The sequence below is a fragment of the Streptomyces sp. NBC_00461 genome (assembly GCF_036013935.1).
In the GTDB taxonomy this organism is placed as follows: Bacteria; Actinomycetota; Actinomycetes; order Streptomycetales; family Streptomycetaceae; genus Streptomyces.
Map to the genome: position 1 here is coordinate 3,781,211 of NZ_CP107902.1, position 21,842 is coordinate 3,803,052.

20 protein-coding genes and 1 pseudogene are annotated in these 21,842 nt (G+C 69.6%); 11 read left to right on the top strand and 10 right to left on the bottom strand.

Annotated features, from left to right (window positions below):
• Nucleotides 1-51: 51 nt before the first annotated feature.
• From OG870_RS17730 to OG870_RS17740, 3 genes are all read right to left on the bottom strand, one after another.
• Entirely contained in the window at nt 52-807 is a 756-nt protein-coding gene (locus tag OG870_RS17730; protein WP_266584283.1) for a GntR family transcriptional regulator, read from the bottom strand.
• A 56-nt stretch (nt 808-863) separates the two neighbouring features.
• Nucleotides 864-1,709, bottom strand: coding sequence for a hypothetical protein (locus OG870_RS17735; RefSeq protein WP_266584281.1), 846 nt, complete (start codon nt 1,707-1,709; stop codon nt 864-866).
• Nucleotides 1,710-1,880: 171 nt separating this feature from the next.
• Nucleotides 1,881-3,053, bottom strand: coding sequence for an ROK family transcriptional regulator (locus tag OG870_RS17740; RefSeq protein WP_406349413.1), 1,173 nt, complete (start codon nt 3,051-3,053; stop codon nt 1,881-1,883).
• A gap of 67 nt (nt 3,054-3,120) precedes the next feature.
• Here OG870_RS17740 and OG870_RS17745 point away from each other — a divergent pair, with 67 nt between their 5' ends.
• The 3 genes from OG870_RS17745 to OG870_RS17755 all read left to right on the top strand — a co-directional run bounded on the left by OG870_RS17745 (nt 3,121) and on the right by OG870_RS17755 (nt 5,684).
• On the top strand, nt 3,121-4,194 hold the full coding sequence (locus tag OG870_RS17745; protein WP_266840226.1) for a Gfo/Idh/MocA family oxidoreductase: 1,074 nt from the start codon (nt 3,121-3,123) through the stop codon (nt 4,192-4,194).
• Nucleotides 4,191-4,694 (top strand): heme-degrading domain-containing protein, encoded by a 504-nt coding sequence (locus OG870_RS17750; RefSeq protein ID WP_266584277.1) that lies wholly within the window; start codon nt 4,191-4,193, stop codon nt 4,692-4,694. The genes OG870_RS17745 and OG870_RS17750 overlap by 4 nt, the downstream gene beginning before the upstream one ends.
• 90 nt (nt 4,695-4,784) lie before the next feature.
• Nucleotides 4,785-5,684 carry an LLM class F420-dependent oxidoreductase gene (locus tag OG870_RS17755; protein ID WP_443063433.1) on the top strand — a complete coding sequence of 300 codons (900 nt, stop codon included), beginning with the start codon at nt 4,785-4,787 and terminating at the stop codon, nt 5,682-5,684.
• 300 nt (nt 5,685-5,984) lie between these two features.
• On the opposite strand, the gene OG870_RS17760 is transcribed toward OG870_RS17755, so the two are convergent.
• The 4 genes from OG870_RS17760 to OG870_RS17775 all read right to left on the bottom strand — a co-directional run bounded on the left by OG870_RS17760 (nt 5,985) and on the right by OG870_RS17775 (nt 8,824).
• Nucleotides 5,985-6,842 carry a fumarylacetoacetate hydrolase family protein gene (locus tag OG870_RS17760; protein WP_266584273.1) on the bottom strand — a complete coding sequence of 286 codons (858 nt, stop codon included), beginning with the start codon at nt 6,840-6,842 and terminating at the stop codon, nt 5,985-5,987.
• A gap of 176 nt (nt 6,843-7,018) precedes the next feature.
• Nucleotides 7,019-7,744 carry a YidC/Oxa1 family membrane protein insertase gene (locus OG870_RS17765; RefSeq protein ID WP_266840221.1) on the bottom strand — a complete coding sequence of 242 codons (726 nt, stop codon included), beginning with the start codon at nt 7,742-7,744 and terminating at the stop codon, nt 7,019-7,021.
• A 92-nt stretch (nt 7,745-7,836) separates the two neighbouring features.
• Nucleotides 7,837-8,151, bottom strand: a complete 315-nt coding sequence (locus OG870_RS17770; protein WP_266584272.1) for a DUF6412 domain-containing protein — start codon at nt 8,149-8,151, stop codon at nt 7,837-7,839.
• A gap of 91 nt (nt 8,152-8,242) precedes the next feature.
• A complete protein-coding gene (locus OG870_RS17775) occupies nt 8,243-8,824 on the bottom strand; it encodes a winged helix-turn-helix transcriptional regulator (RefSeq protein ID WP_266584270.1) in 582 nt (193 codons plus the stop codon).
• 68 nt (nt 8,825-8,892) lie between these two features.
• On the opposite strand from OG870_RS17775, the gene OG870_RS17780 reads away from it, so the two are divergent.
• A complete protein-coding gene (locus OG870_RS17780) occupies nt 8,893-10,311 on the top strand; it encodes an MFS transporter (RefSeq protein WP_266515095.1) in 1,419 nt (472 codons plus the stop codon).
• A 57-nt stretch (nt 10,312-10,368) separates the two neighbouring features.
• On the opposite strand, the gene OG870_RS17785 is transcribed toward OG870_RS17780, so the two are convergent.
• Nucleotides 10,369-11,184 carry a class E sortase gene (locus OG870_RS17785; RefSeq protein ID WP_266840218.1) on the bottom strand — a complete coding sequence of 272 codons (816 nt, stop codon included), beginning with the start codon at nt 11,182-11,184 and terminating at the stop codon, nt 10,369-10,371.
• A gap of 233 nt (nt 11,185-11,417) precedes the next feature.
• Between OG870_RS17785 and OG870_RS17790 the strand changes: the two genes are divergently transcribed.
• The 4 genes from OG870_RS17790 to OG870_RS17805 all read left to right on the top strand — a co-directional run bounded on the left by OG870_RS17790 (nt 11,418) and on the right by OG870_RS17805 (nt 18,750).
• On the top strand, nt 11,418-12,890 hold the full coding sequence (locus OG870_RS17790; RefSeq protein ID WP_266840216.1) for a beta-1,6-galactanase: 1,473 nt from the start codon (nt 11,418-11,420) through the stop codon (nt 12,888-12,890).
• A 60-nt stretch (nt 12,891-12,950) separates the two neighbouring features.
• Nucleotides 12,951-14,159: an MFS transporter gene (locus OG870_RS17795; protein ID WP_266840214.1), complete on the top strand. Its 1,209-nt coding sequence runs from the start codon at nt 12,951-12,953 to the stop codon at nt 14,157-14,159.
• A 178-nt stretch (nt 14,160-14,337) separates the two neighbouring features.
• Nucleotides 14,338-15,348 carry an SEC-C domain-containing protein gene (locus OG870_RS17800; RefSeq protein WP_266840212.1) on the top strand — a complete coding sequence of 337 codons (1,011 nt, stop codon included), beginning with the start codon at nt 14,338-14,340 and terminating at the stop codon, nt 15,346-15,348.
• A gap of 333 nt (nt 15,349-15,681) precedes the next feature.
• On the top strand, nt 15,682-18,750 hold the full coding sequence (locus tag OG870_RS17805; protein WP_405626771.1) for a DUF3427 domain-containing protein: 3,069 nt from the start codon (nt 15,682-15,684) through the stop codon (nt 18,748-18,750).
• Nucleotides 18,751-18,755: 5 nt separating this feature from the next.
• On the opposite strand, the gene OG870_RS17810 is transcribed toward OG870_RS17805, so the two are convergent.
• Both OG870_RS17810 and OG870_RS17815 read right to left on the bottom strand, forming a co-directional pair.
• The gene (locus tag OG870_RS17810; RefSeq protein WP_327691135.1) at nt 18,756-18,971 is read right to left on the bottom strand and encodes a hypothetical protein; all 216 of its coding nucleotides are present in this window, start codon (nt 18,969-18,971) and stop codon (nt 18,756-18,758) included.
• A pseudogene (locus OG870_RS17815) lies at nt 18,965-19,682 on the bottom strand (ATP-binding protein). Before OG870_RS17815 ends, OG870_RS17810 begins: the two are co-directional and overlap by 7 nt.
• 217 nt (nt 19,683-19,899) lie before the next feature.
• On the opposite strand from OG870_RS17815, the gene OG870_RS17820 reads away from it, so the two are divergent.
• From OG870_RS17820 to OG870_RS17830, 3 genes are all read left to right on the top strand, one after another.
• Nucleotides 19,900-20,748, top strand: a complete 849-nt coding sequence (locus OG870_RS17820; RefSeq protein WP_266924437.1) for a helix-turn-helix domain-containing protein — start codon at nt 19,900-19,902, stop codon at nt 20,746-20,748.
• Nucleotides 20,749-20,780: 32 nt separating this feature from the next.
• Complete coding sequence (locus OG870_RS17825; protein ID WP_266842178.1) at nt 20,781-20,966, top strand: DUF397 domain-containing protein; 186 nt, start codon at nt 20,781-20,783, stop codon at nt 20,964-20,966.
• Between the two features lie 225 nt (nt 20,967-21,191).
• A complete protein-coding gene (locus tag OG870_RS17830) occupies nt 21,192-21,833 on the top strand; it encodes an HAD family hydrolase (protein ID WP_327691136.1) in 642 nt (213 codons plus the stop codon).
• The last annotated feature ends 9 nt before the right edge of the window (nt 21,834-21,842 follow it).

Here is a 21,842-nt window from a genome sequence, read left to right on the forward strand (position 1 = left end):
ACCCGTTATGCTTTTGTGATGCGACGGGGAGGTGGTGACAGGGAGCGCGACTCAGCCTTGGAGGTGCGCGGTGAACGAGAACCGGTCCCCGCGGTACAGCGTCCGCACCCGCTCCAGCGGCTGCCCCTCGGTGTCCCGCGAGATCCGGTGGATCAGCAGCATCGGAAGGGCCGGCGGGGTCCCGACGAGCAGGGCCTCGCGGGGCGTGGCAAGCACCGTCTCGATCCGCTCGTCGGCGTCCCCGAAGGCGATGCCGCGGTCGAGGAGGTAGCCGTAGAAGGAGGAGTCGGGCGCGAAGTCGGTGTCGAGGCGCGGGACGCGGGACGCGGCGACGTAGGTGCTCTCCAGGCCGATCCGCTCGTCGTCCGCGAGCAGCACGCGCTCCAGGTGCCAGACGGGTTCGCCGCGTTCGAGGCCGGTCTCGGCGGCGAGCGCGTCCGGGCAGGGGAAGCGGTCGAGGGTGACGAGGCTGCGGCCGGGGGTGCGACCCTGCCGCCGTACGCCCTCGGTGTAGCTGGCGAGGGAGAGGGGCTGTTCGAGCTTGGGGCCCGCGACGACGGTGCCGCGTCCCTGCCGGCGCAGCTTGCCCTCCAGCACCAGCTCGCGCAGCGCCTGTCGTACGGTCTCCCGCGCGACCCCGTACTCCTCCGACAGGTCGCGCTCGGTGGGGATGGCGCCGCCCTCCCCCAGCTCACCGACGAGGCGGTCGATGCGCGCCTTCACCGCGTAGTACTTCGGGATGCGGCCGTGTTCCGGGATGCCGGAGCGGACGGGGGCGCCGGGGGCCTGGTCGTTCGGGTAGTCCACGGGAGGGATCGTCGCAGACGCCACGCCACGCCGGGTACGGCCTCGAACCCGGGCCGTCAGCGCCGCCGCCGCACCCGTGGCCTGAGGGCCAGGAGTACGGCGCCGACGGTGACGAGGAGGACGGCCGCGGCGGCGAGGAGTCCGCCCGCGGTGCCGAGGCCGGTGCTGGCCAGCTCGTCGGCGAAGGGGAGGCCCGGGACGCGGTCGGGTGAGGGGGTGGCGGAACCGGAGGTGGCGGGAGAGGCACTGGAGGTCCCGGAGATGCCGGAGGTGCTGGAGGTGCTGGAGGTGCTGGAGGTGCTGGAGGTGCTGGAGGCGGGGCTCTCGGACGGGGCCTCTGTGGGGTCGTCCTGGATGCGGAAGGGGTAGTCGTTGGACTGCCCGACCCAGTCGCCGTCGTCCTTGTGCCGCTGGATGACGGCGGCGTTGACGGTGACCTTGTTGGGCACGGCGTCCGCGGTCAGGGCGAGCCGGACCTTCACGGTGACGGTCTTTCCGGGGCCGACGGTGAGGCCGGGGGAGCCGTCGTCGAAGGCGCCGACGAGCTCCTCCTCGTCGGTGGCCTCGAAGCGGACGGGGTGCGGGTGGCCGCCGTCGTCGTAGAACTCCAGGCGGGGCTGGGCGGGCTTCAGTGCGCGCTTGTCGTCGACGAGTACGACGACCGGGTGGATGTCTCCGCAGGTCCGGCGGGTGGTGTTGGTGACATCCAGGTACCAGGTGCCATAACCGCCGCCCGCCTCGTACGCGTCCGGGCCACCGTGGATATGACTGGTGAGGGGGAAGCGGCGGTCGTCCGGAGCGGCGCAGGCGGGACCGGGGGCCGCGTGCGCCGGGGTCGCCACGGAGACAAGGGCGGCTGCTGCCAGGCAGAGGGAGACGGGCGTGCAGAGTCGCATGAACATGTGACTGTGCCGGGTGGGGACGGCCGCGATACGGCGCCGCTCCGCACGACCCCACAAGACCCCTCGATCAGCGCACCCACGCCCACGTCCGCCGCCTCAGCCGTCAGCCGTCGGCCGTCAGCCGCACAGCCATCGGCCCGCCTGCACCAATCCGCCCGCCCGCCCGCCGCCTCAGCCATCGGCCCGCCCGAACAGCGGTGCCAACACCAGCTGCGCCGCGCCCTCGGCGACCCCACCCGCGGCAACCCGCACCGACACCGCCGGCTCGCCCACCCGCCGGGCACGCTCGTCGAGGACGGTGCCCACCCCCCGTACGAAGACCTCCGGGGCGGCGGTGATGGTGCGACCGCCGAGGAGGACGAGGTCGATGTCGAGCAGGGCGACCAGGTTGCCGGCCGCGGTGCCGAGCACGCGTGCCGCCTCGTCGACCCGGCCGCTTGCCACCGCGGTCAGACACAGCGCCTCGACGCAGCCGCGATTGCCGCAACCGCACAGCGGTCCGTCCAGCTGGACGACCTGGTGCCCGAACTCACCGGCGCCGGTGCGGGCGCCCCGGTGCACGGTCCCGCCGAGGACGAGCCCGGCACCGAGTCCCGTACCGAGATACAGATAGGCGAAGGACCCTCCCTCGCCCTCGACGGCCAGCCGGAGCGCGGCCGCGTTGGTGTCCTTGTCCACGACGACCGGCACCCCGAGCCGCCGCGCGAGCGCGTCCCGCAGCGGGAAGCCGTCCCACTCGGGGAATCCCGTCACCCGGTGCAGAACACCGCGGGCGTGGTCGAGCGGACCGGGCAGGGCGACACCGGCACCGAGGAGGGACCCGGCGCCCAGGCCGCCCGGCACCGCGCCCACCAGCGCGTCCGTCTCTCCCGCGACCGCCGCCACCACGGCCTCCGGCCCCGCCCCCAGGTCCAGCGAGGTACGCCGCTCCCCCACCACGGCACCCGTGAGATCGACCAGCACCGCCCGTAGTTCGTCCCGGTCCAGATGCAGCCCGACCGCGCACCCCGCCTCGGGCACCAGCCGCAGGACCGTACGGGGCTTGCCGCCGGTCGAGGCGCGGCGGCCTGCCTCCGCAGCGAGCCCGTCGGCCCGCAGCCGGGCGGTGATCTTGCTGACGGCCTGCGGGGTCAGCCCGGTCCGCTCGGCGAGTTCGAGCCGGCTGATCCCGTCCGCACCGGCCGTGCGCAGCAGGTCGAGCACGAGCGCCATGTTGTGGCTGCGCAGCGCCGGCAGATTCGCGCCGACAGGCCAGGACGCACCGGCCACCCCGCCGGTCACCCCAGCCACCTCGGTCACTCCGGTCGCTCCGGTCACTCCCACTGAACCTGCCGCCCCACTCATCCTGTCCTCCACGCCGCCATTGTCCCCCGCGCTTGCACTTTGGCAACAGCGTTGCGAAAGTGGAGGCATGACTCGTACTCCTCTCCGTGTGGGCCTCATCGGCTACGGCCTCGCGGGCTCCGTCTTCCACGCGCCGCTGATCGCCGCCACCGAGGGTCTCGCTCTCGACACGGTGGTCACCTCGAACCCGGAGCGGCAGAAGCAGGCCCGCACCGAGTTTCCGGACGTGGGCGTGGCGGCGACCCCCGACGAGCTGCTCGACCGCGCCGCCGAGCTGGACCTGATCGTCATCGCGTCCCCGAACAGGACGCACGTCTCGCTGGCGACGGCCGCCCTGAAGGCCGGTCTCCCGGTGGTCGTGGACAAGCCCGTTGCCGGTACGGCGGCCGAGGCGCGCGAGTTGGCCGCCCTCGCCGAGGAGCGCGGCCTCCTCCTCTCCGTCTTCCAGAACCGCCGCTGGGACAACGACTTCCTGACCCTCCGCAAGCTGCTCGCCGAGGGCGAGTTGGGCGACGTATGGCGCTTCGAGTCCCGCTTCGAGCGGTGGCGCCCGCAGACCAAGGGCGGCTGGCGCGAGTCCGGCGACCCCGCAGAGATCGGAGGTCTGCTCTACGACCTCGGCAGCCATGTCGTCGACCAGGCGCTGGTCCTCTTCGGCCCGGCCGCGCAGGTGTACGCCGAGTCGGACATCCGCCGCCCGGGCGCGGAGGCCGACGACGACACGTTCATCGCGATCACGCACAAGAGCGGTGTGCGCTCCCACCTGTATGTCTCCGCGACGACCGCCCAACTCGGCCCGCGTTTCCGGGTGCTGGGCTCGCGGGCGGGTTACGTGAAGTACGGCCTCGACCCGCAGGAGGCGGCGCTGCGCGAGGGCAGGCGCCCGGGCACGGCAACCGACTGGGGCACGGAAGCGGAGTCCCTGTGGGGCCGTGTCGGTGCCGGTGAGTCCCCGCTGACCGGCGGTGGTCGCCCCGAGCCCACCCTCCCGGGCGACTACCCCGCGTACTATGCGGCCGTGACCAGGGCTCTCACCGACGGCGGTCCCAACCCGGTGACCGCTGTCGAGGCGGCCACCGCCCTCGACGTACTGGAGGCGGCCCGCCGTTCGGCCCGCGACCAAGTGGCGGTGACGCTGTGACGCGCAACCAGGAGATCACCCCGAAGTTCCACCCGGAACTCACCCCGCCCCTGGAGGAACTGGAGGCGCAGGAACGGCGCCTGGTCTTCAGCCAGTTCACCCACGACGACGCGTGGGCCCTGGGGTCGCTCCTCGTGGAGCTGGCCCGGGAACGCCAGGCGCCCGTCGCCGTCGACATCCACCGCTCGGGCCAGCAGCTCTTCCACGCCGCGCTCGCCGGCTCCACTCCCGACAACGACGCCTGGATCGCCCGCAAGCGTCGCGTGGTCGAGCGCTACGGCTCCGCCTCCTACCTGGTCGGCGCACGCTTCCGCGCCAAGGGCAGCACCTTCGAGGACTCCTCCCGCCTGGACCCGGACGTGTACGCGGCCCACGGTGGCTCCTTCCCGATCAACGTCCTCGGCGTGGGCGTGATCGGCGCGGTCACCGTGTCCGGCCTGCCGCAACTGGCGGACCACCGGCTCGTGGTGGAGGCGCTGGAGGAGTTCCTGAAGCGCTGAGCGCCGTGACGGGGACTACGGAGATTGCGGAGACTGCGGAGACTGCGGAGACCACGGGGATTATCGCGAGGCACCCTCCGGTTGGCACCGATGGACAGCGCACCGACCGGAGGGACCGAACCCGTGAGTGACACCTTGAAGGCAACCGTCGGCCGGTACGGCATCTGGAGCGTGGGTCTGCGCTCGGAGGACCCGTCCCGGCGCTCCGAACTGGCCGACGCCGCCGCGGAGTTGGAGCAACTCGGGTACGGTGCGGCCTGGCTGGGCGGCAGCAGCGCCGCCCGCCACGCCGCACCGCTCGTCGCAGCGACCTCGCAGCTCACCGTCGGCACCAGCATCCAGTCCATCTGGCAGTACGAGGCCACCGAGAGCGCGGCCGCCTTCGCCGAGCTGGAGTCGGCCCACCCCGGCCGTTTCGTCCTGGGCCTGGGTGTCAGCCATGCCAAGTTCGCGGACCAGTACCGGCGCCCGTACTCGGCCCTGGCCGCCTATCTCGACGCCCTGGACGGGGCCGGTGTCCCCGCCGACCGCCGCGTCCTCGCCGCCCTCGGCCCGAAGACCCTGGAGCTGGCCCGCGACCACGCGGCCGGCTCGATCCCGTACCTGGTCACCCCCGAACACACCGCCTACGCCCGCGAGATCCTGGGCGAGACCCCGCTCCTGGCCCCGGAGTTGAAGGTCGTCCTGGAAACGGACCCGACCCGGGCCCGCACCCTGGCCCGCGACTATCTGGCCATGTACCTGGCCCTCCCGAACTACACCAACAACTTCCTCCGCCACGGCTTCACCGAGGAGGACCTGGCGGAGGGCGGCAGCGACCGCCTGGTGGACGCGGTGTTCGCATGGGGAGACGAATCCCGGATCCGCGCCCGCATCGACACGTTCTTCGAAGCAGGCGCAGACCACGTGGCCCTCCAGGTGGTGGACGGCGCCGACCGCGATTCCCTTCCGCGCGAGGCCTGGCGCAGGCTGGCTTCCCTGCTCTCTTAGGGGCGCGGGGAACTGCGCACCTCTCAGGGGCGCGGGGAACTGCGCACCTTTTAGGGGCGCGGGGAACTGCGCACCTTTTAGGGGCGCGGGGAACTGCGCACCTTTTAGGGGCGCGGGGAACTGCGCACCTTTTAGGGGCGCGGGGAACTGCGCACCTTTTAGGGGCGCGGGGAACTGCGCACCTTTTAGGGGCGCGGGGAACTGCGCATCTTTCAGGGGCGCGGGGAACTGCGCGACAAGCCACAGACGGCCCGCAGCCGACAAACGACCGCAGTCCCCCGGCTCTCCCCAGCGGAGCGCCTACGCGTCCTTGAACTCCTGCCGCTGCCGCCCGAGCCCCTCGATCTCCAGCTCCACGACATCCCCGGCCCGCAGGAACGGCTTCGGCTCGGGCTCTCCCAGCGCGACCCCCGCCGGCGTACCGGTGTTGATGACATCGCCCGGGTACAGGGTCATGAACTGGCTGACGTACCGCACCACTTCCGCCACCGGGAAGATCTGCTCGGCCGTGGTCCCGTCCTGCTTCAGCTCCCCGTTGACCCACAGCTTCAGCGACAGGTCCTGCGGATCGGCGATCTCGTCCGCGGTCACCAGCCACGGCCCGAGCGGGTTGAACGTCTCGCAGTTCTTCCCCTTGTCCCAGGTCCCGCCCCGCTCGATCTGGAACTCGCGCTCGGACACGTCGTGCGCCACCGCGTACCCGGCGACGTGGCCGAGCGCGTCCTGCGCCGACTCCACGTACCGGGCCGTACGCCCGATGACGACCGCCAGCTCGACCTCCCAGTCGGTCTTCACCGACCCTCGCGGGACCAGCACCGTGTCGTGGGGCCCGACGACCGTGTCCGCGGCCTTGAAGAAGATCACCGGCTCGGCGGGCGGCTCGGCCCCGGTCTCGCGGGCGTGGTCGTGGTAGTTCAGCCCGATGCACACGATCTTGCCGATCCGCGCGAGAGGCGGCCCCACCCGCAGCCCAGCCGCGTCCAGCGCGGGCAGCTCGCCGGCATCGGCCGCGGACCGGATCCGCCCCAGCGCCTCGTCGTCGGCGAGCAGCGCTCCGTCGATGTCCGCGACGACACCGGAGAGGTCCCGCAGCACCCCCTCGGCGTCCAGCAGCGCAGGCTTCTCCGCTCCCGCCGTACCGACTCGCAGCAGCTTCATGATCACACTCTCCACTCGATCGCGGGCGCCCGCCCGACGGGTGCAGCCATCGGAGGACTGGTCGATCCTCCAAGGTCGCAGTCCAGTCCGCAATACCCGGTTCACGGACTGGACCGTAACCTCGCGCCCTCGCGCCCTCGCGCCCTTCGGGCGCCAAGCGATCGGGGCCTCGGCGCCTAGCGGTAGAGCACGGCCCGTTCCACCGCGCTCCACGTCGTACTGGTCACCACGTACAGCGCGGCGGCCAGTGGCACGACGGCCACCGTGAACAGCGTGAAGAAGGACATGAACGGCATCACCTTGCTCACGGCTCCGAGCCCCGGCACCTGCTGCTCGCCGTCGCCCACGGGAAGCGGGCTGTTCGTGGCCATCATCCGCTTCGTACGCAGGTAGTTGAAGGTCACGACCCCGGCGACCAGGGCGAACAGCGCGAGATAGACCAGCCCCGCCGCCCCGAAGGCCCCGCCGGCGCCCAGGGCGTCGGCCCACCGTCCGGCGAGCGGGGCGGCGAACAGCTGGTGGGCGAGCAGACCGTTGCTCCGGCCGCCGATCGTCGTGTTCGAGAACAGGTGGTAGAGGAGAAAGAAGGCGGGCAGCTGCAGCAGCCCGGGCAGGCACCCGGACACCGGCGACACCTTCTCCTCGGCGTGCAGCTCCAGCACCGCCTTCTGGAGCTTCTCGGGTTCCTTCGCGTGCTTCTTCCGCAGCTCGGTGATCCTCGGCTGCAGGGCGGTGCGGGCCTTCTGTCCGCGCGCGGACGCCCGGGACAGGGGATGGACGAGCAGTCGTACGAAGGCGGTGAACAGGACGATCGCGGCGGCGGCCGCGGTGGCGCCGAACAGCGGCTGGAGCAGGTCGGCAAGGTGCTCGACCAGATCGGCGAACACGGAGAAGACGGACATGGGTGAGCCCTCCGGGGGTCTCGTCGTGCCGGTATCGGGACATGGCGGCATGACGACCCGCGTGGGGTCACCGAGGTGTGTGTGGGTGAGCCCTACGCGACGGTCGCCGGGAGGGCGGATCCGGGGGCTCGGGGGCGGGTGCGTCCCTTGGCGTCGGGGTCGCGTTGCGGCAGGAAGGCCGTACGGCGGGCCCGGTCGCGGATGGCCGTACGCACCCGGGTGGGCGGCACGGCGGGCGCGCAGCGCGCGGTGATGACCGAGCAGAGGGCGAGCGCGGAGCCGGCGGCCGCGGTCGCGGCGAGCGCGACGGCGGCGGTGAGGCTGCCGTTGTCGACGAGCAGCACGGCCTGAAGGACCAGGAGCAGCAGTACGGCGGCGGGGCGCAGGGACGTCCGGTTACGGATCATGACTGCTGCTCCCCCTCCTCGCACACGCTGGTCCTCACACACGCTGGTCCTTACACATACTGGTCCTCGCGCATGCCGGTCCTGCTGTCGGTTATACAGGATCCGGCTGTACGACATCCGGCTGTGCGAGCTGTACGAGATCCGGCTCGGCCGTCGGCTGTTCGATGGGCTCCAGCAGTCGCTTGGGCCTGAGCAGCGCCCGGCTGACCGGATTCGTCGGGTTCGGGTCGGCTCCCGGCCCCGGCTCCACGAGGACGTCCTCGACGGGTACGACGGCACGGCAGGCGGGGCATTCGCCGTACGGCCCGAGTTCGGTGCCGCAGTCGACGTGCCGGAAGTAACGCAGCTGACTCTCGGAGAAGTGCTCCCGGCCCCATACCCCGAGCGAGCGCAGCGTCGGCCACAGGGCGATGCCGCGCTCGGTGATGACGTACTCGTCGCGCGGCGGCGACTCCTGGTACCGCCGCTTCTCAAGGATCCCCTCCGCTGTGAGCGTCTGGAGGCGGGCGGCCAGGACCGCGCGCGGGATGCCGAGATGGACCAGGAAGTCGTTGTAGCGCCGCACGCCGTAGAGCGCGTCGCGCACGACGAGCAGCGTCCAGCGCTCGCCGATGATCTCCAGCGCGCGGGCGATGGAGCACTCCTGTGTCGCGTAGTCCTTGCCCAGTGCCATGCCGCCCACTGTAACCATTTACCTGGCATCGGTTCAATGACCGAACCTACTATGTTACGGTGCCGCACATGACTAGGTTCAATGAACGAACCCTCCCCGAGGTCGACGCCGCACCCCCCGCGCCGCACGCCCGGCCGGCATCCCTCGCGCAGGCGCCCCCGCACCCACGCGCCACCCTCGCCCTGACCAGCGCGGCCACCGCCGTGACGCTCATGACGTACACCGCGCCGGTCGTCACCCTCCGCGACACCGCGCTGGCCCTGCACACCCCGCTCTCCGCGCAGGCCTGGCTCATCAACGGCACTCCGCTGGGCCTGGCCGCCGTCCTCCTGGTCGCCGGCAGCCTCGCCGACGACTTCGGCCGCCGCCGGATCTTCCTCCTCGGCACCCTCACCCTCGGCATCACCACGGCCCTGGGCGCGCTGGCCTCGTCGACCCTGCTGTTCACGCTGGCCCGTATCGCGCAGGGCGCGGCGAGCGCGGCGATCCTGGCGAGCAGCCTGGGCCTGATCGTGCACGCGTTCCCGACCCCGCGCGGCCGGCTGCACGCCACCGGCGTGTGGGGCGCCTTCGTGAGCGGCGGTATCGCGGCCGGGCCGCTGGTGGCGGGCGCGATGCCCAACTGGCGGATGTCGTACGGCGTTCTGGGCGCGGCCGCGCTGGTGGTGGCGGCCCTGTCGACGCGTGCGTTGTCGGAGTCCCGTTCGCCGAGAGGCGGACGCCCCGACATCCTGGGCGCGCTGACCTTCGGCCTGGCGCTGGTCTCCCTGGTCGCCGCACTGACCCTGGGCCGGGACGGCTGGCTGCGCGGCGAGGTGGGCCTGCTGTTCCTGGCGGCCGTGGTGCTCGTCGGCGTGTTCGTCCTGGTGGAACGCCGAACGGCGACCCCCATGATCGACCTGGGCCTGCTGCGCCGCCCCGGCTTCCTGGCCTCGTCCGCCGGCGGCCTGTTCACGGGCCTCGCGGTGATCGGCCTCTTCAGCTTCCTGCCGGTCCTGTTCCAGCAGGTGCTCGGCCTCTCGCCGATGGACACCGCCTGGCTGTTCCTGCTCTGGTCGGGCCTGTCCTTCGCGGTCGCCCTCCAGGCCAAGCGACTGGCGGGCCGCGTCCCGCCCCGCCACCAACTGGCCGTGGGCTTCGCCCTGCACGCGGCCGGCGTCCTGACGATGCTCGGCGCGATCGACTCCGGCTCCTGGCACCGCCTCCTGCCGGGCCTGATCCTGGGCGGCATCGGCAGCGGCCTCCTGAACGCCGCCCTGCCCCTGCTGTCGGTGGAGTCGGTACCCGCGGCCCGCGCGGCCATGGGCTCGGGCGCCCAGCAGACCTTCCGCTACATCGGCTCCTGCGCCGGAGTCGCCCTGACGATCGCCATCGTCACGTCCTCGGGCAGCGGTCTGGGCCACGGCGCGAACATCGCGCTGGCCGTGTCGGCGGGCCTGGCGGCGCTGGCGGCGGTGGCGGTACTGGCACTGCGGGAGCGGGCGTGACCGCCGGGGCGCGTCTCACGAGGCGCGTTTCGACGCACGCGCCTCGACGCACGCGCCTCAACGGGGCCGCATGGACACCAGCTTCCCCCACACCACCAGCCGATATCTGGACGTGTACTCAGGAGTGCAGGTCGTCAGCGTGATGTAGTAACCGGGCTCGCTGTACCCGTAGCGCGGCTTGACGACGGAGCGCGGAATCGGACGTACGACACCGGAGTCGCGAGCCGAGGTCTGCGGCAGGGTCCGGTCGACGGCGTACGTGTACGTCGCGCTCCTGGTCTCCACCTCCACGACGTCCTTCGCCCGCAGCCGGTTCAGGTACCGGAAGGGCTCGCCGTGGGTGTTCCGGTGCCCCGCGAGGGCGAAGTTGCCCGCCTGGCCGGGCTGCCCGGTGCCGCGGTAGTGGCCCACGTACCCCTTGTTGAGGACGTTCTGCTTGCTGACGCCCTCGGCGACGGGGACGCGGAGGCCGAGGCGGGGGATGCTGAGGACGGCGTAGGCCTGGGACCAGGTGGGGCGCGACTGCCGAGCGGTGACGGCCTGTTGACCGGTACGGGTGTCTCGGGTGTCAGGGGTGTCAGGGGAGCCGATGCCGTCGCGCGGCCGGGCCGGCGTCGACGGGACGGACGTAGCGGAGTCGTCGCCGTCGCCCGTCCGGTTACCCGCCCCGCCGCCGCCCCACTCCCGTTCCAGCGCCTCCACCTTCCGCTCGGCGCCGCGCCGGGCCTCGCGGTTGGTCCACCACAGCTGGTGGACGACAAGGAGCAGGAGTACGAGGCCCACGGTGACGAGGACCTCGCCCCCGGCCCACCACACCCGCCGGCGCCGGGCCAGCCGCCGCCGACTGCTGTGCTGCACGACCGGAACGCGCATCCGTACGCCTCCTTCGCTTCCGTACGCCTGCTTCGCGGGCGTACGCCCGCTCACCAGGCCGCCCGCACGATAGGGGTCGTGGCCTGAAGTAACCAGCCGTAAGCGCTGTTCGGTACTTCGTACATAGGTTTTAGAAAGCGCTGTCACAACTCTCGACAACCCCACGCGCCACACCCGATGCTTCGTCGTGGCACGAGTGGCATACACGGGACATGCAGCGAAGCGGAGTAGCCATGATCCGACGCAGAACCCTGCTGACCGCAGCGGGCGGCACCCTCCTCGGCAGCGCGCTGGCGACCGGCACCGCACGCGCGGATGCCACGATCAGCATCAACCCCCGTACGTCGTACGGCACTTGGGAGGGCTGGGGCACCTCCCTTGCCTGGTGGGCCAATGTGTTCGGCGCGCGTGACGACTTCGCCGACATCTTCTTCACCACCAAGTCGACGACGTACAACGGCACCTCGCTGCCCGGCCTGGGCCTGAACATCGCCCGCTACAACCTGGGCGCGTGCAGCTCGAACACCGTGTCCGGCGATAAAATGGTCGCCTCCCCCAACATCCCCGCCTTCAAGCAGATCGAGGGCTACTGGCAGGACTGGAACAACGAGGACCCGACGTCCTCGGCCTGGGACTGGACCGCGGACGCCACACAGCGCGCGATGCTGGTGAAGGCGGCGAACCGCGGCGCCACCACCGAGCTGTTCGCCAACTCCCCCATGTGGTGGATGTGCCAGAACCACAACCCCTCCGGTGCCTCCGGCGGCGGCAACAACCTCCAGACGTGGAACTACCGCCAGCACGCCTCCCACCTCGCCGCGGTCGCCCTCCGCGCCAAGAACAACTGGGGCGTGAACTTCGCGACGGTCGAGGCCTTCAACGAGCCCAGCTCCAACTGGTGGACGGCGACCGGCACCCAGGAGGGCTGCCACATCGACGCGACGGTCCAGTCCGCCGTACTGCCGTTCGTGCGCAGCGAGTTGGACAAGCGGGGCCTGACGGGAACCAGGATCTCGGCCTCGGACGAGACCAGCTACGACCTGGCCCGTACGACGTGGAACTCCTTCTCGTCGACGACGAAGGGGTACGTGAACCGGGTCAACGTCCATGGCTACCAAGGCTCGGGCGGCCGCCGGGACCTGCTCTACACGGACGTGGTGACGACGGCCGGCAAGGCCCTGTGGAACTCGGAGACGGGCGACAACGACGGCACGGGCCTCACGCTGGCGAGCAACCTGCTCTCCGACTTCCGCTGGCTTCACCCCACCGCCTGGGTCTACTGGCAGGTGATGGACCCGTCCTCGAACTGGGCGATGATCGCGTACGACGCCAACACCCTCCAGGCGGGCGCGGTCCAGACGAAGTACTACGTGATGGCACAGTTCAGCCGCCACATCCGCCCGGGCATGAAGATCCTCGACACGGGCGTGAGCAACGCGGCGGCGGCCTACGACGCGAGCGCCAGGCGCCTGGTGATCGTGGCCGCGAACACGTCCTCGTCGGCCCAGACCCTGACCTTCAACCTCTCCAACTTCACGACGGTGAGCGGTGGTTCGGGCGGCCTCGTACCCCGCTGGAACACGGTGACGACGGGCGGGGACACGTACAGGTCGTACTCGGACACGCACCTGAGCGGGAAGACGGTCGCCGTCCCCTTCGCGGCGAAGGCGGTGCAGACGCTGCAGATCGACGGGGTGGTGATCTAGCTGGAGCCGCGGGCCGCGACCGGCACGGGCGCCTCCCACGGCCCGGACCCCGGACACCCCTTGACCCCCGGCCGCGGCCCCGGACTCGCCCTGGGTGCGCTCGCGCTCGGCGGTTTCGGAATCGGGCTGACCGAGTTCGTGATCGCCGGGCTCCTGCCCCAGGTGGGCCGCGGTCTGCACGTGTCCGAGGCCGCGGCGGGCCGCCTGATCTCCGGGTACGCGCTGGCGGTGGCGGTCGGCGCGATCGCGCTCACCGCCGCCACGGCCGGCCTGCACCGCAAGGCCGTCCTCGTAGGCCTGGTGGCCCTGTTCGTCGCGGGCAACCTGCTGTCCGCCGTCGCTCCCGGCTACGAGGTGATGCTCCTCGGCCGCATCGTGGCCGCCCTGTGCCACGGCTCCTTCTTCGGCATCGGCTCGCTGGTGGCCCGCCGCCTGGTACCTCCTGAACGGGCCTCTCGGGCGGTCGCGACGATGTTCGCCGGCCTGACCGTGGCGAACGTACTGGGCGTTCCCTTCGGCGCCCTGGTCGGCGAACGCTGGGGCTGGCGCGCCACGTTCTGGGCGATCACGGCGATCGGGCTGGCCGCGCTGATCGCCATCGCCGTACTGGTGCCGTCCTGGGCGGGCACGACCCCGGCGGCGTCCAGAAGCGACCTCCGCGCCCAACTGCGCGCCTTCCGCTCCGCCCAGGTGTGGCTGACGCTGGCGGCGACCGCCCTCGGCTACGGCGGAATGTTCGGCGCGTTCAGCTACATCGCCTACACCCTCACCCGGGTCACGGGCTTCTCCGACACCGACGTGGCCTGGCTGCTCGTCGTCTACGGCACGGGTCTGGTCGCCGGCAACGTGGCGGGCGGACGCGGAGCCGACCGCAACCGCGACCTCACCCTGATCGTGTCGCTGACCGGCCTGACCACCACACTCACCCTCTTCGGCCTGCTCGCCGACAGCGCCGCGGCCTCCGTGATCCTGATCTTCCTCCTCGGCCTGTTCGGCTTCGCCGCCGTCCCGGGCATGATCACCCGCGTGACGGACGAGGCGGGCGGTGTCCCCCTCGCCGCAAGCGCCAACGTCTCCGCCTCCAACATCGGCAACGCGCTCGGAGCCTGGCTGGGCGGCCTCGCTATCAGCACCGGTCTCGGCTACACCTCTCCCCTCTACGTCGGCGCGGGCATCGCCCTGACGGGCCTGGCGGTAATGGCCTGCGCGGCACGCGGCCGCGCCCGACCAACGCCCAAGGACCGAGCGCCCCACAGTGAATCGTCCTGACGGTCCCGACAGTCCCGACAGTCCCGACGGTCCTGGCAGTGACGGCGCACTCGGCACGCAGCTCCGCCCGGCTGACACCCCAAGACCGGGCGACGCCACGGTGACGGGACCGCCGGACCTGCGCATATCTCACCCCTTGTCTCCGCCTCCGTAAGCCATCGGCAGTACGGTGTCGTCCATGCGCCCCGACACGCCCGCCGAGAACGTCGACCACACCGCCGAAGCGGCACGCCTGGAGCGGACCGCCGACCGGTATCCCGAGGACGCCGAAGCCCTGCTCCTGCAGGCCGCGGCCCACCTGGAACTGTCCGGCGACCGCCCCGCCGCGACCGCGCTCTACGACCACCTGCTCTCCTCCCGGACCGACCTTGAGGACCCCTACCTGGTACGAGCCCTCAAGGCCTCGAACCTGTGGGAGTACGGCCACGAGGCCGAGGCCCGCGCGATCATCGACGGCGTCCGCGCCGCGGCCCCACGGGACCCGGCTCCCTGGGTGATCGTGGCGGAGTCACTGGAGTCGCACGACGAGCTGGAGGCGGCCCAGGAGACGTTCACGGAGGGAGCCCGCGTCCTCCTGACAGACGTGGACGAGCCCCCCTACGCGACACATCCGCTGCTCTTCGGCCGCCACCGGGTGAGGCGGATGCTGGGGCTCGCCCACGACGAGTGGGACACGGTGGCGGACCTCCTGCACTCGTCCCCGGTCTCCCTGGACGAACTCCACGACCCCAAGCGCGTGTGGTCCCTGGGCTCGGACAACCCGGCGGAGCTGGCGGCGGAAATCTCGCGGCTGCGGGCGGAGTTGGGCACCTTCCGCGAGGCCCTCTCCCGCCCGTTCCCGGTGGCGGTCCTGCACTGGCCGCAGGAGGAACTGGCTGAGCTGCTCGCGGGCTACCCGACCCTGGCCGACGAGTACCCGTCCCATGCCGACCACCTGGCGACGATAGAGGGGTCACTGCGGGAACTGGCGGCCAGCGGAACGCCGAACCTGGGAATCGTGACGGGCACGGTCCCGTCATACGAGGCCTTCGCAGCTTCGGAAATGGCCTCCCCCGGGGAGACGGAACTGCTGCCGCAGTATGCGACGACGCTGGCGGCGAGGGGGCGGGCTGCGGAGTGGCCGCCGCAGCGGGGGGCTGGGTGTTGGTGTGGGTCGGGGCGGGAGTATGGGGAGTGTCACGGGGTGTAGCGGCCACGCGGGCCCATTTCTCACCAGTCGAAGTGCCCCCACTCAGCGGACGACATAGCCGACCCGGCCGGCCTCCGAGTTCTGAGGGCCACGCAGGGCGCTGACGGCTTTCGCGCCAGCTCAGGCCTGGTTTCCCAAACTTGCCTGTCCGAAAACGATCACCTTGCAGCAGAAGAGCTTCGATTGTCGGTGGCTGCTGTTAGAACAGATCCGTATCGACGTGAGAGATCAATCGCGAGGGATCAGGGAGCAGCCGTGGCGGAATCGGGGGACCGGGCGCAACCGGTGGCGGGTGTTTACGAGCAGCTGATCACGCGGACCCTGCACGACCGGATGGAGCGGCTCGAAGCCGCTGGCTGGAAGGCAATCGACGAGGAAGTCAGCGAAGAGTCCGCGCCCCACGTGCTGGCACGCCACATCGGAGAGGCCGTGGGGCGCAGGCTCAGTCAACTGCCGCAGAACAAGCAGGTGACCGTTGCCAACCAGATCCTGGAGTCTCTGGCCACGCATGCACCGGATCCGGACTCGGATGAGGTCGTAGGCGCCATCGCCGATGGCCCCCGGCAACTCCTGGCGCTCGCTGAGCAGGAGGCTCCCGGCGTCTACGCGATTCGCCCCCTCACGCCCCTCTCCGAAACCGCGCTGATCACCAACGCCCCGGACGACCCCAACCTGGGCGCCGAACTGCGGGCGGAGCTGGCCACGGCCGATCACATCGACCTGCTGTGCGCGTTCGTGAAATGGCACGGAATACGAGTACTCGAAGGCTCGCTCCGCGCGGCCAAGATGCGCGGAGTCCCCATCCGGATCATCACGACCACGTACATCGGGGCCACCGACAGACATGCCTTGGACCGCCTGGTCCGCGAGTTCGGCGCCGAGGTGAAGGTCAACTACGAGATCCGGTCGACGCGTCTGCACGCAAAGGCTTGGCTGTTCCGCCGCGAGACCGGCTTCAACACGGCCTACGTGGGCAGCTCCAACCTGTCCAAGGCCGCGCTCCTCGACGGCCTGGAGTGGAACGTACGGCTCTCATCCGTCGCCACGCCCAGAGTGCTCGAAAAGTTCGAGGCGACGTTCGAGGCGTACTGGGATGACCCAGCCTTCGAGTCGTACGACCCCGATGAGGACGGGGAGCGCCTCGCCGAGGCACTGGCCCGAGCAGGAGGCAAGGGGTCGGGCGACGACCTCAAGATCAACCTATCCGGCCTCGAAGTACAGCCCTTCCCCCACCAGCGGGACATGCTGGAACGTCTCCGCGTCGAGCGCGAGATCCGCCATCACCACGAGAACCTCCTGGTCGCCGCCACCGGAACGGGCAAGACCGTCATGGCCGCCTTGGACTACCGCACCATGCGCGACCAGCGCGGTGGAGAGCTCCCTCGGCTGCTCTTCGTCGCTCACCGCAAGGAGATCCTGAGGCAGTCTCTGCGCACCTACCAAGAGGTGCTCGCCGACGCTTCGTTCGGTGAGCTGCTCTACAACGGCCAGGAACCCCGTGACTGGACCCACGTCTTCGCCAGCGTCCAGTCCCTCAACCTCCAGCGGTTGGAGCAGCTCGATCCCGGCCACTTCGACGTCATCGTCATCGACGAGTTCCACCACGCCACGGCGAACACGTACCGCCGCGTACTCGAGCACTTCGCGCCAACCGAACTGCTCGGCCTCACCGCGACGCCGGAGAGGATGGATGGGCTCAATGTGCAGGACGAGTTCTTCAAGGGCCGGATCGCCGCCGAAATGCGGCTGTGGGAAGCCCTGGAGGCCGATCTGCTGTGCCCGTTCCACTACTTCGGTATCCCCGACGGCACGGATCTGACACGGCTCAAGTGGCGATCGGGCAACTACGACCGAGACGAACTCGCCAACGTCTACACGGCCGACGACGGACAAGCCCGCATCGTCCTCAAGCAGGTCAACAACAAGATCTCCAACCCTGCAGCCATGCGCGCCCTGGGCTTCTGCGTGAGCAAGGAGCACGCCCATTTCATGGCGCAACAGTTCAACAAGGTGGGACTCCGGGCTGCGGCCCTGGACAGCGACTCGTCTCCCGCGGAGCGAGAACAGACACTGGGCGACCTGAAGAACGGCAAGGTCCAAGTCATCTTCTCCGTCGACCTGTTCAACGAGGGCCTGGACATCCCCGACGTCGACACCCTGCTTCTCCTTCGCCCCACGAACAGCGCGACCCTCTTCCTCCAGCAGTTGGGACGCGGTCTGCGCCGTACGCCGAACAAGCCGGTACTGACGGTGCTGGACTTCATCGGCCAGCACCGGGCAGAGTTCCGCTTCGAGGAGCAGTTCCGCGCTCTGACGAACCTGTCCCGCAACCGCCTGGTCGACGGCATCGAGCGCGGTTTCCCGCAGTTGCCCTCCGGCTGCCAGATCATCCTGGAGGGCAAGTCCAAGGACCTCGTCCTCGCCAACATCCGCACCCAACTCAACGCCACCATCAACACGTTGGCGAAAGAGGTCCGGGACTACAGCACGCCCAAGCTGGAGGCGTACCTGCGCGAAAGCCGGCGGGACATCAAGGAGCTCTACAAGAGCGACAACTCCTGGACCAAGGTCCTCCGCAAGGCGGGGGTCATCAAGGAGGCCCCGCTGCCGAGTGAGGAGGACCTCCTCAAGCGCGTCCACGCCTTCCTCCACGTGGACGACCGGGACAGGGCCGACACGTACCTCCGCCTCCTCGCGGACGACGCCCCCGGCTACGGCTCCCTCTCCCCAACCGAGCAGGCGTACGCACGCATGCTCTTCTTCAACCTCTGGGACAAGGCGGGCGGCTTCTCCAGCTACCGAGAGGGTCTCGAATCCCTCCGCGCCCAACACCTCGTCCGCGACGAACTTCAACAGGTCCTGTCGTACGTCCTCGACCGCACCGACCACTACCCAGTCCCCGTGGACGGGCTACTCGGCCACCTTCCGCTGAAGATCCACAGCGCTTACAACCGCTCCGAGGTCTTGTCAGCGCTCGGGGTCGCGCGGTTGGGCGGACAGATGCCCGGGGTGTTCGCGCAGGGGGTGACCTGGGTCGAGGAGATCAAGACCGACGCGTTGCTGATCACCCTGGAGAAGAACGAACGGGACTTCTCCCCCAGCGTCCGCTACAAGGACTACGCGATCAGCCCCACCCGCTTCCACTGGGAGTCGCAGAGCACCACCCCGGAGAGCTCCAAGACCGGCCTGCGCTACCAACACCACGCCGAGCGGGGCAGCCATGTCCTCCTGTTCCTGCGCCGCTACAAGTCCAACGCCATCGGCAAGTCAGAGCCCTGGATGTTCCTTGGCCCGGCGACCTATGTGAAGCACACGGGCAGCAAGCCGATGGCGATCACGTGGGATCTTCAGCACGAGCTTCCGGCTGATGTGTGGACGTATTCCGCCATCGCGGCCGGATAGCCGATTCAGCCGAGCAGTTCTCGGGCGAGGGCGGAGGCGACTGTCCAGGCCATCCGCGCATAATCGGTCTCGACATCGTCGTACGGAGACAGAAGAGGAACAGGCACCTCACCCCGCTCGCCCGTGAACTCCTTTGACTCCTGTGCCCAAGCCTCATCGATCTCCTGCACTTCGAGAGCGAGCTCTCGAATCCGGGCCATGCGATGCGAGTCGGTCACCATGCCGCCGTGGTCGGGGCCGTCCCTCCTTTCGCTGAGCCGTTCCGGAGGGCTCCCCACCGCAGAACTTGGCATGGCGCGCCTCCGTTTCGCGAAGCCAGCACCTCGAAGCCGGTCTGAGCACTGTCCAGAACCTCGTCCTCGTCGCAGCCATGCCCGAAGACGACGGAGGAAGTTCGTGATGACATCGATCACCACCTCTTGAGCCACCGTCCTACTCAACCTGCTCAGGTCCGCTTCGCAGGAGCGCTTCGCCTCTGCGTGGAGGTTCGACAACGCTTCTGCCCGCATGACACCGGCTCCGTCCACATGGCCGTTCGGCCTGGTGAGCCCCGTCGCCAGCTCACACCAGGTCACCTTCCGATCGGGGTGAAGCAAGACGCCCCAGCGGTCGGCGACCCCGGCGACCAGAGCCATGCCTCGTCCGCCCTCGGAGTCGGAGCTCGCGTCGACGAGGGTGGGTAGGGCTCGCGTATCGGGATCGTGGACCTCGATGCGCAGGTGGGTGCCGTTCATGGAGACGACGAGCATGGCCGGGGTGCCGCGGCCGACGTGCGTGATGACATTGGCCACCAACTCGCTTACGCAGAGCTGCGCTTCGTCGGCGACGTCATCCAGTCCCCACATCCCTAGGTGCAGCCGCATGATGCGCCGCAAGGCACCCACTTCCTCGGGTTCGGCCGTGAAGGCCAGGTCCCAGGGCTTTCGAGACATACACGGTTCCTGGACCACGCAGACCCCTCTCGTTGCACGCCCACTCCACGCGATGAGCGGAGCGTTACGCACCCTCACGGTGAGTGGCGTTATGAATCAGGGTGACGCGCGCCTATCCCGTTGTGCAATGTGCAGGAAGAGATTCCCACTTCTGAGTGATTGGCAGGCAGACACCTTGGCGCGAGACTGAACACCCGCTAATCAATGGAGGGTTGAGATGGCCGGATCACCCACGGCACGCCGTCGCCGTCTCTCGATCGAGCTCAAGAAGCTCCGCGAGATGAACTCACGCACCTGCGCGCAGGTCGGCGAGGCCCTGGACTGGAGCGGCTCCAAGGTCAATCGCATGGAGACGGGCAGCGGCCGGGTCCAACCCTCGGACATCGATGCCCTCTGCCGTTTTTACGACACCACCGACGAACTCCGCGACTTCCTCAAATCACTCGCTCGGGAGGCCAAGACGCGTGGCTGGTGGCAGGTGCACGGCTCCGGTGTCCCCGAGTGGTTCAACATCTACATCGGGCTGGAGCAGGAAGCCTCCACGTTCCGCCAGTACCAGTGCGAGCTGATCCCCGGCCTCATGCAGACCGAGGCGTACACGTGTGAGCTTCACAAGACGGGGGCTCACATGTCGGCCGAGGACATCAACAGGGCAGTCCGTGTACGCATGGAACGCCAGGCCCTACTGACGCGGGCCGGAGCGCCCGACGCCTGGTTCATCGTGAACGAGGGCGCCTTGCGCAACGTCATCGGGGACCCGGCGCTGATGCGTGAACAGCTTGAACGCGCTTTGGAGACGGCCGAGTTGCCAAGTGTGACCTTGCAAGTCCTCCCCTTCGACTCAGGAACCTATCCGGCCACCGGCTCCTTCACGATGCTCGGCTTCCCCGACCAGGAAGACCCTGACCTGGTGTACCGGGACGGCATCACCGATGCCGTCTACTTGGAGGGCGAGCATCATGTTCGTGAGTACACAAGGGCGTTCGACGGCTTGCGAGCCGCTGCCCTCAGTCCTCAGCGTTCCACCCAGCTGATCAACTCCATCCTGAAGGAACACACAAGGTGAGCATTGCAGAGCCCCCGGACGACGGCCGCCTGATGTGGTTCACGTCTACGTACAGCAATGGCGCGGGGGGTGAGTGCGTCGAGTGCGCCCTGGTCGATGAGAGCGCTCTTGTACGCGACTCCAAAAGCGCGAAGGATCCTGTGGTGCCGGTGGTCACGATCCGAAGTGGTGCGTGGTCTTCCTTCGTGCAGGCCTTGAAGGACTTCAAGTTGACCTAGCCGCCAAGACGCCCCGCACTTTCGCAAACCTGACATTCGGTCGATCGTTCCTGCCCGGCACGCCGGTTCAGTCTGACGTGAGATCGGACCGCATACCGTGCGAAGGACGTTGAGTGCGCTTGTGCAGCAGCATTCGTGACACACAACCGAAGAAGCCGAACCAACAACCAACAAGGCAGTCGGATTGCCCTTTGCCCGGAGCATGGCCTCCGTAGGCTTCCGCAGGTGATTGAGACCATCGTCCTCGACATCGGCGAGACCATCACCCACGACGACCGCTACTGGCACTCGTGGGCCGACTGGCTAGATGTTCCCCGGCACACGCTCTCTGCCCTCGTCGGTGCCGTCGTCGCTCAGGGGCGTGACAACGCCGACGCTGTACGACTCGCCCGACCCGGTATCGACATCGCTACCGAGTACAGCGCTCGCGAAGCCGCGGGACAGGGTGAGTTCCTTGACGAGTCGGATCTGTACGACGACGTCCGGCCGGCGCTGTCCGCGCTCCGCAAGCTCGGCGTCCGCGTCATCGTCGCCGGAAACCAGACGTCCCGCGCGGGCGAGCTGCTGCGCGGGCTGGACTTGCCCGCCGACCTCATCGCGACCTCGGGCGACTGGGGCGTGGCGAAGCCGCAGCCGGAGTTCTTCGCACGGGTATTGGAGGTTGCTCAATCCACGCCAGAAGGGGCCGTTTACGTCGGTGATCACCCAGCCAACGATGTGTTTCCCGCGAAGGCGGCCGGACTGCGTGTGGCGCACATCCGGCGTGGGCCGTGGGGGCACCTCTGGGCCGACGCCCCGGAGCTGCCGGGCGGGGCGGACTGGCGGATCGGCAGCCTTATGGAACTCGTTTCGATCGCTGGGGGCTGACGGAACCCG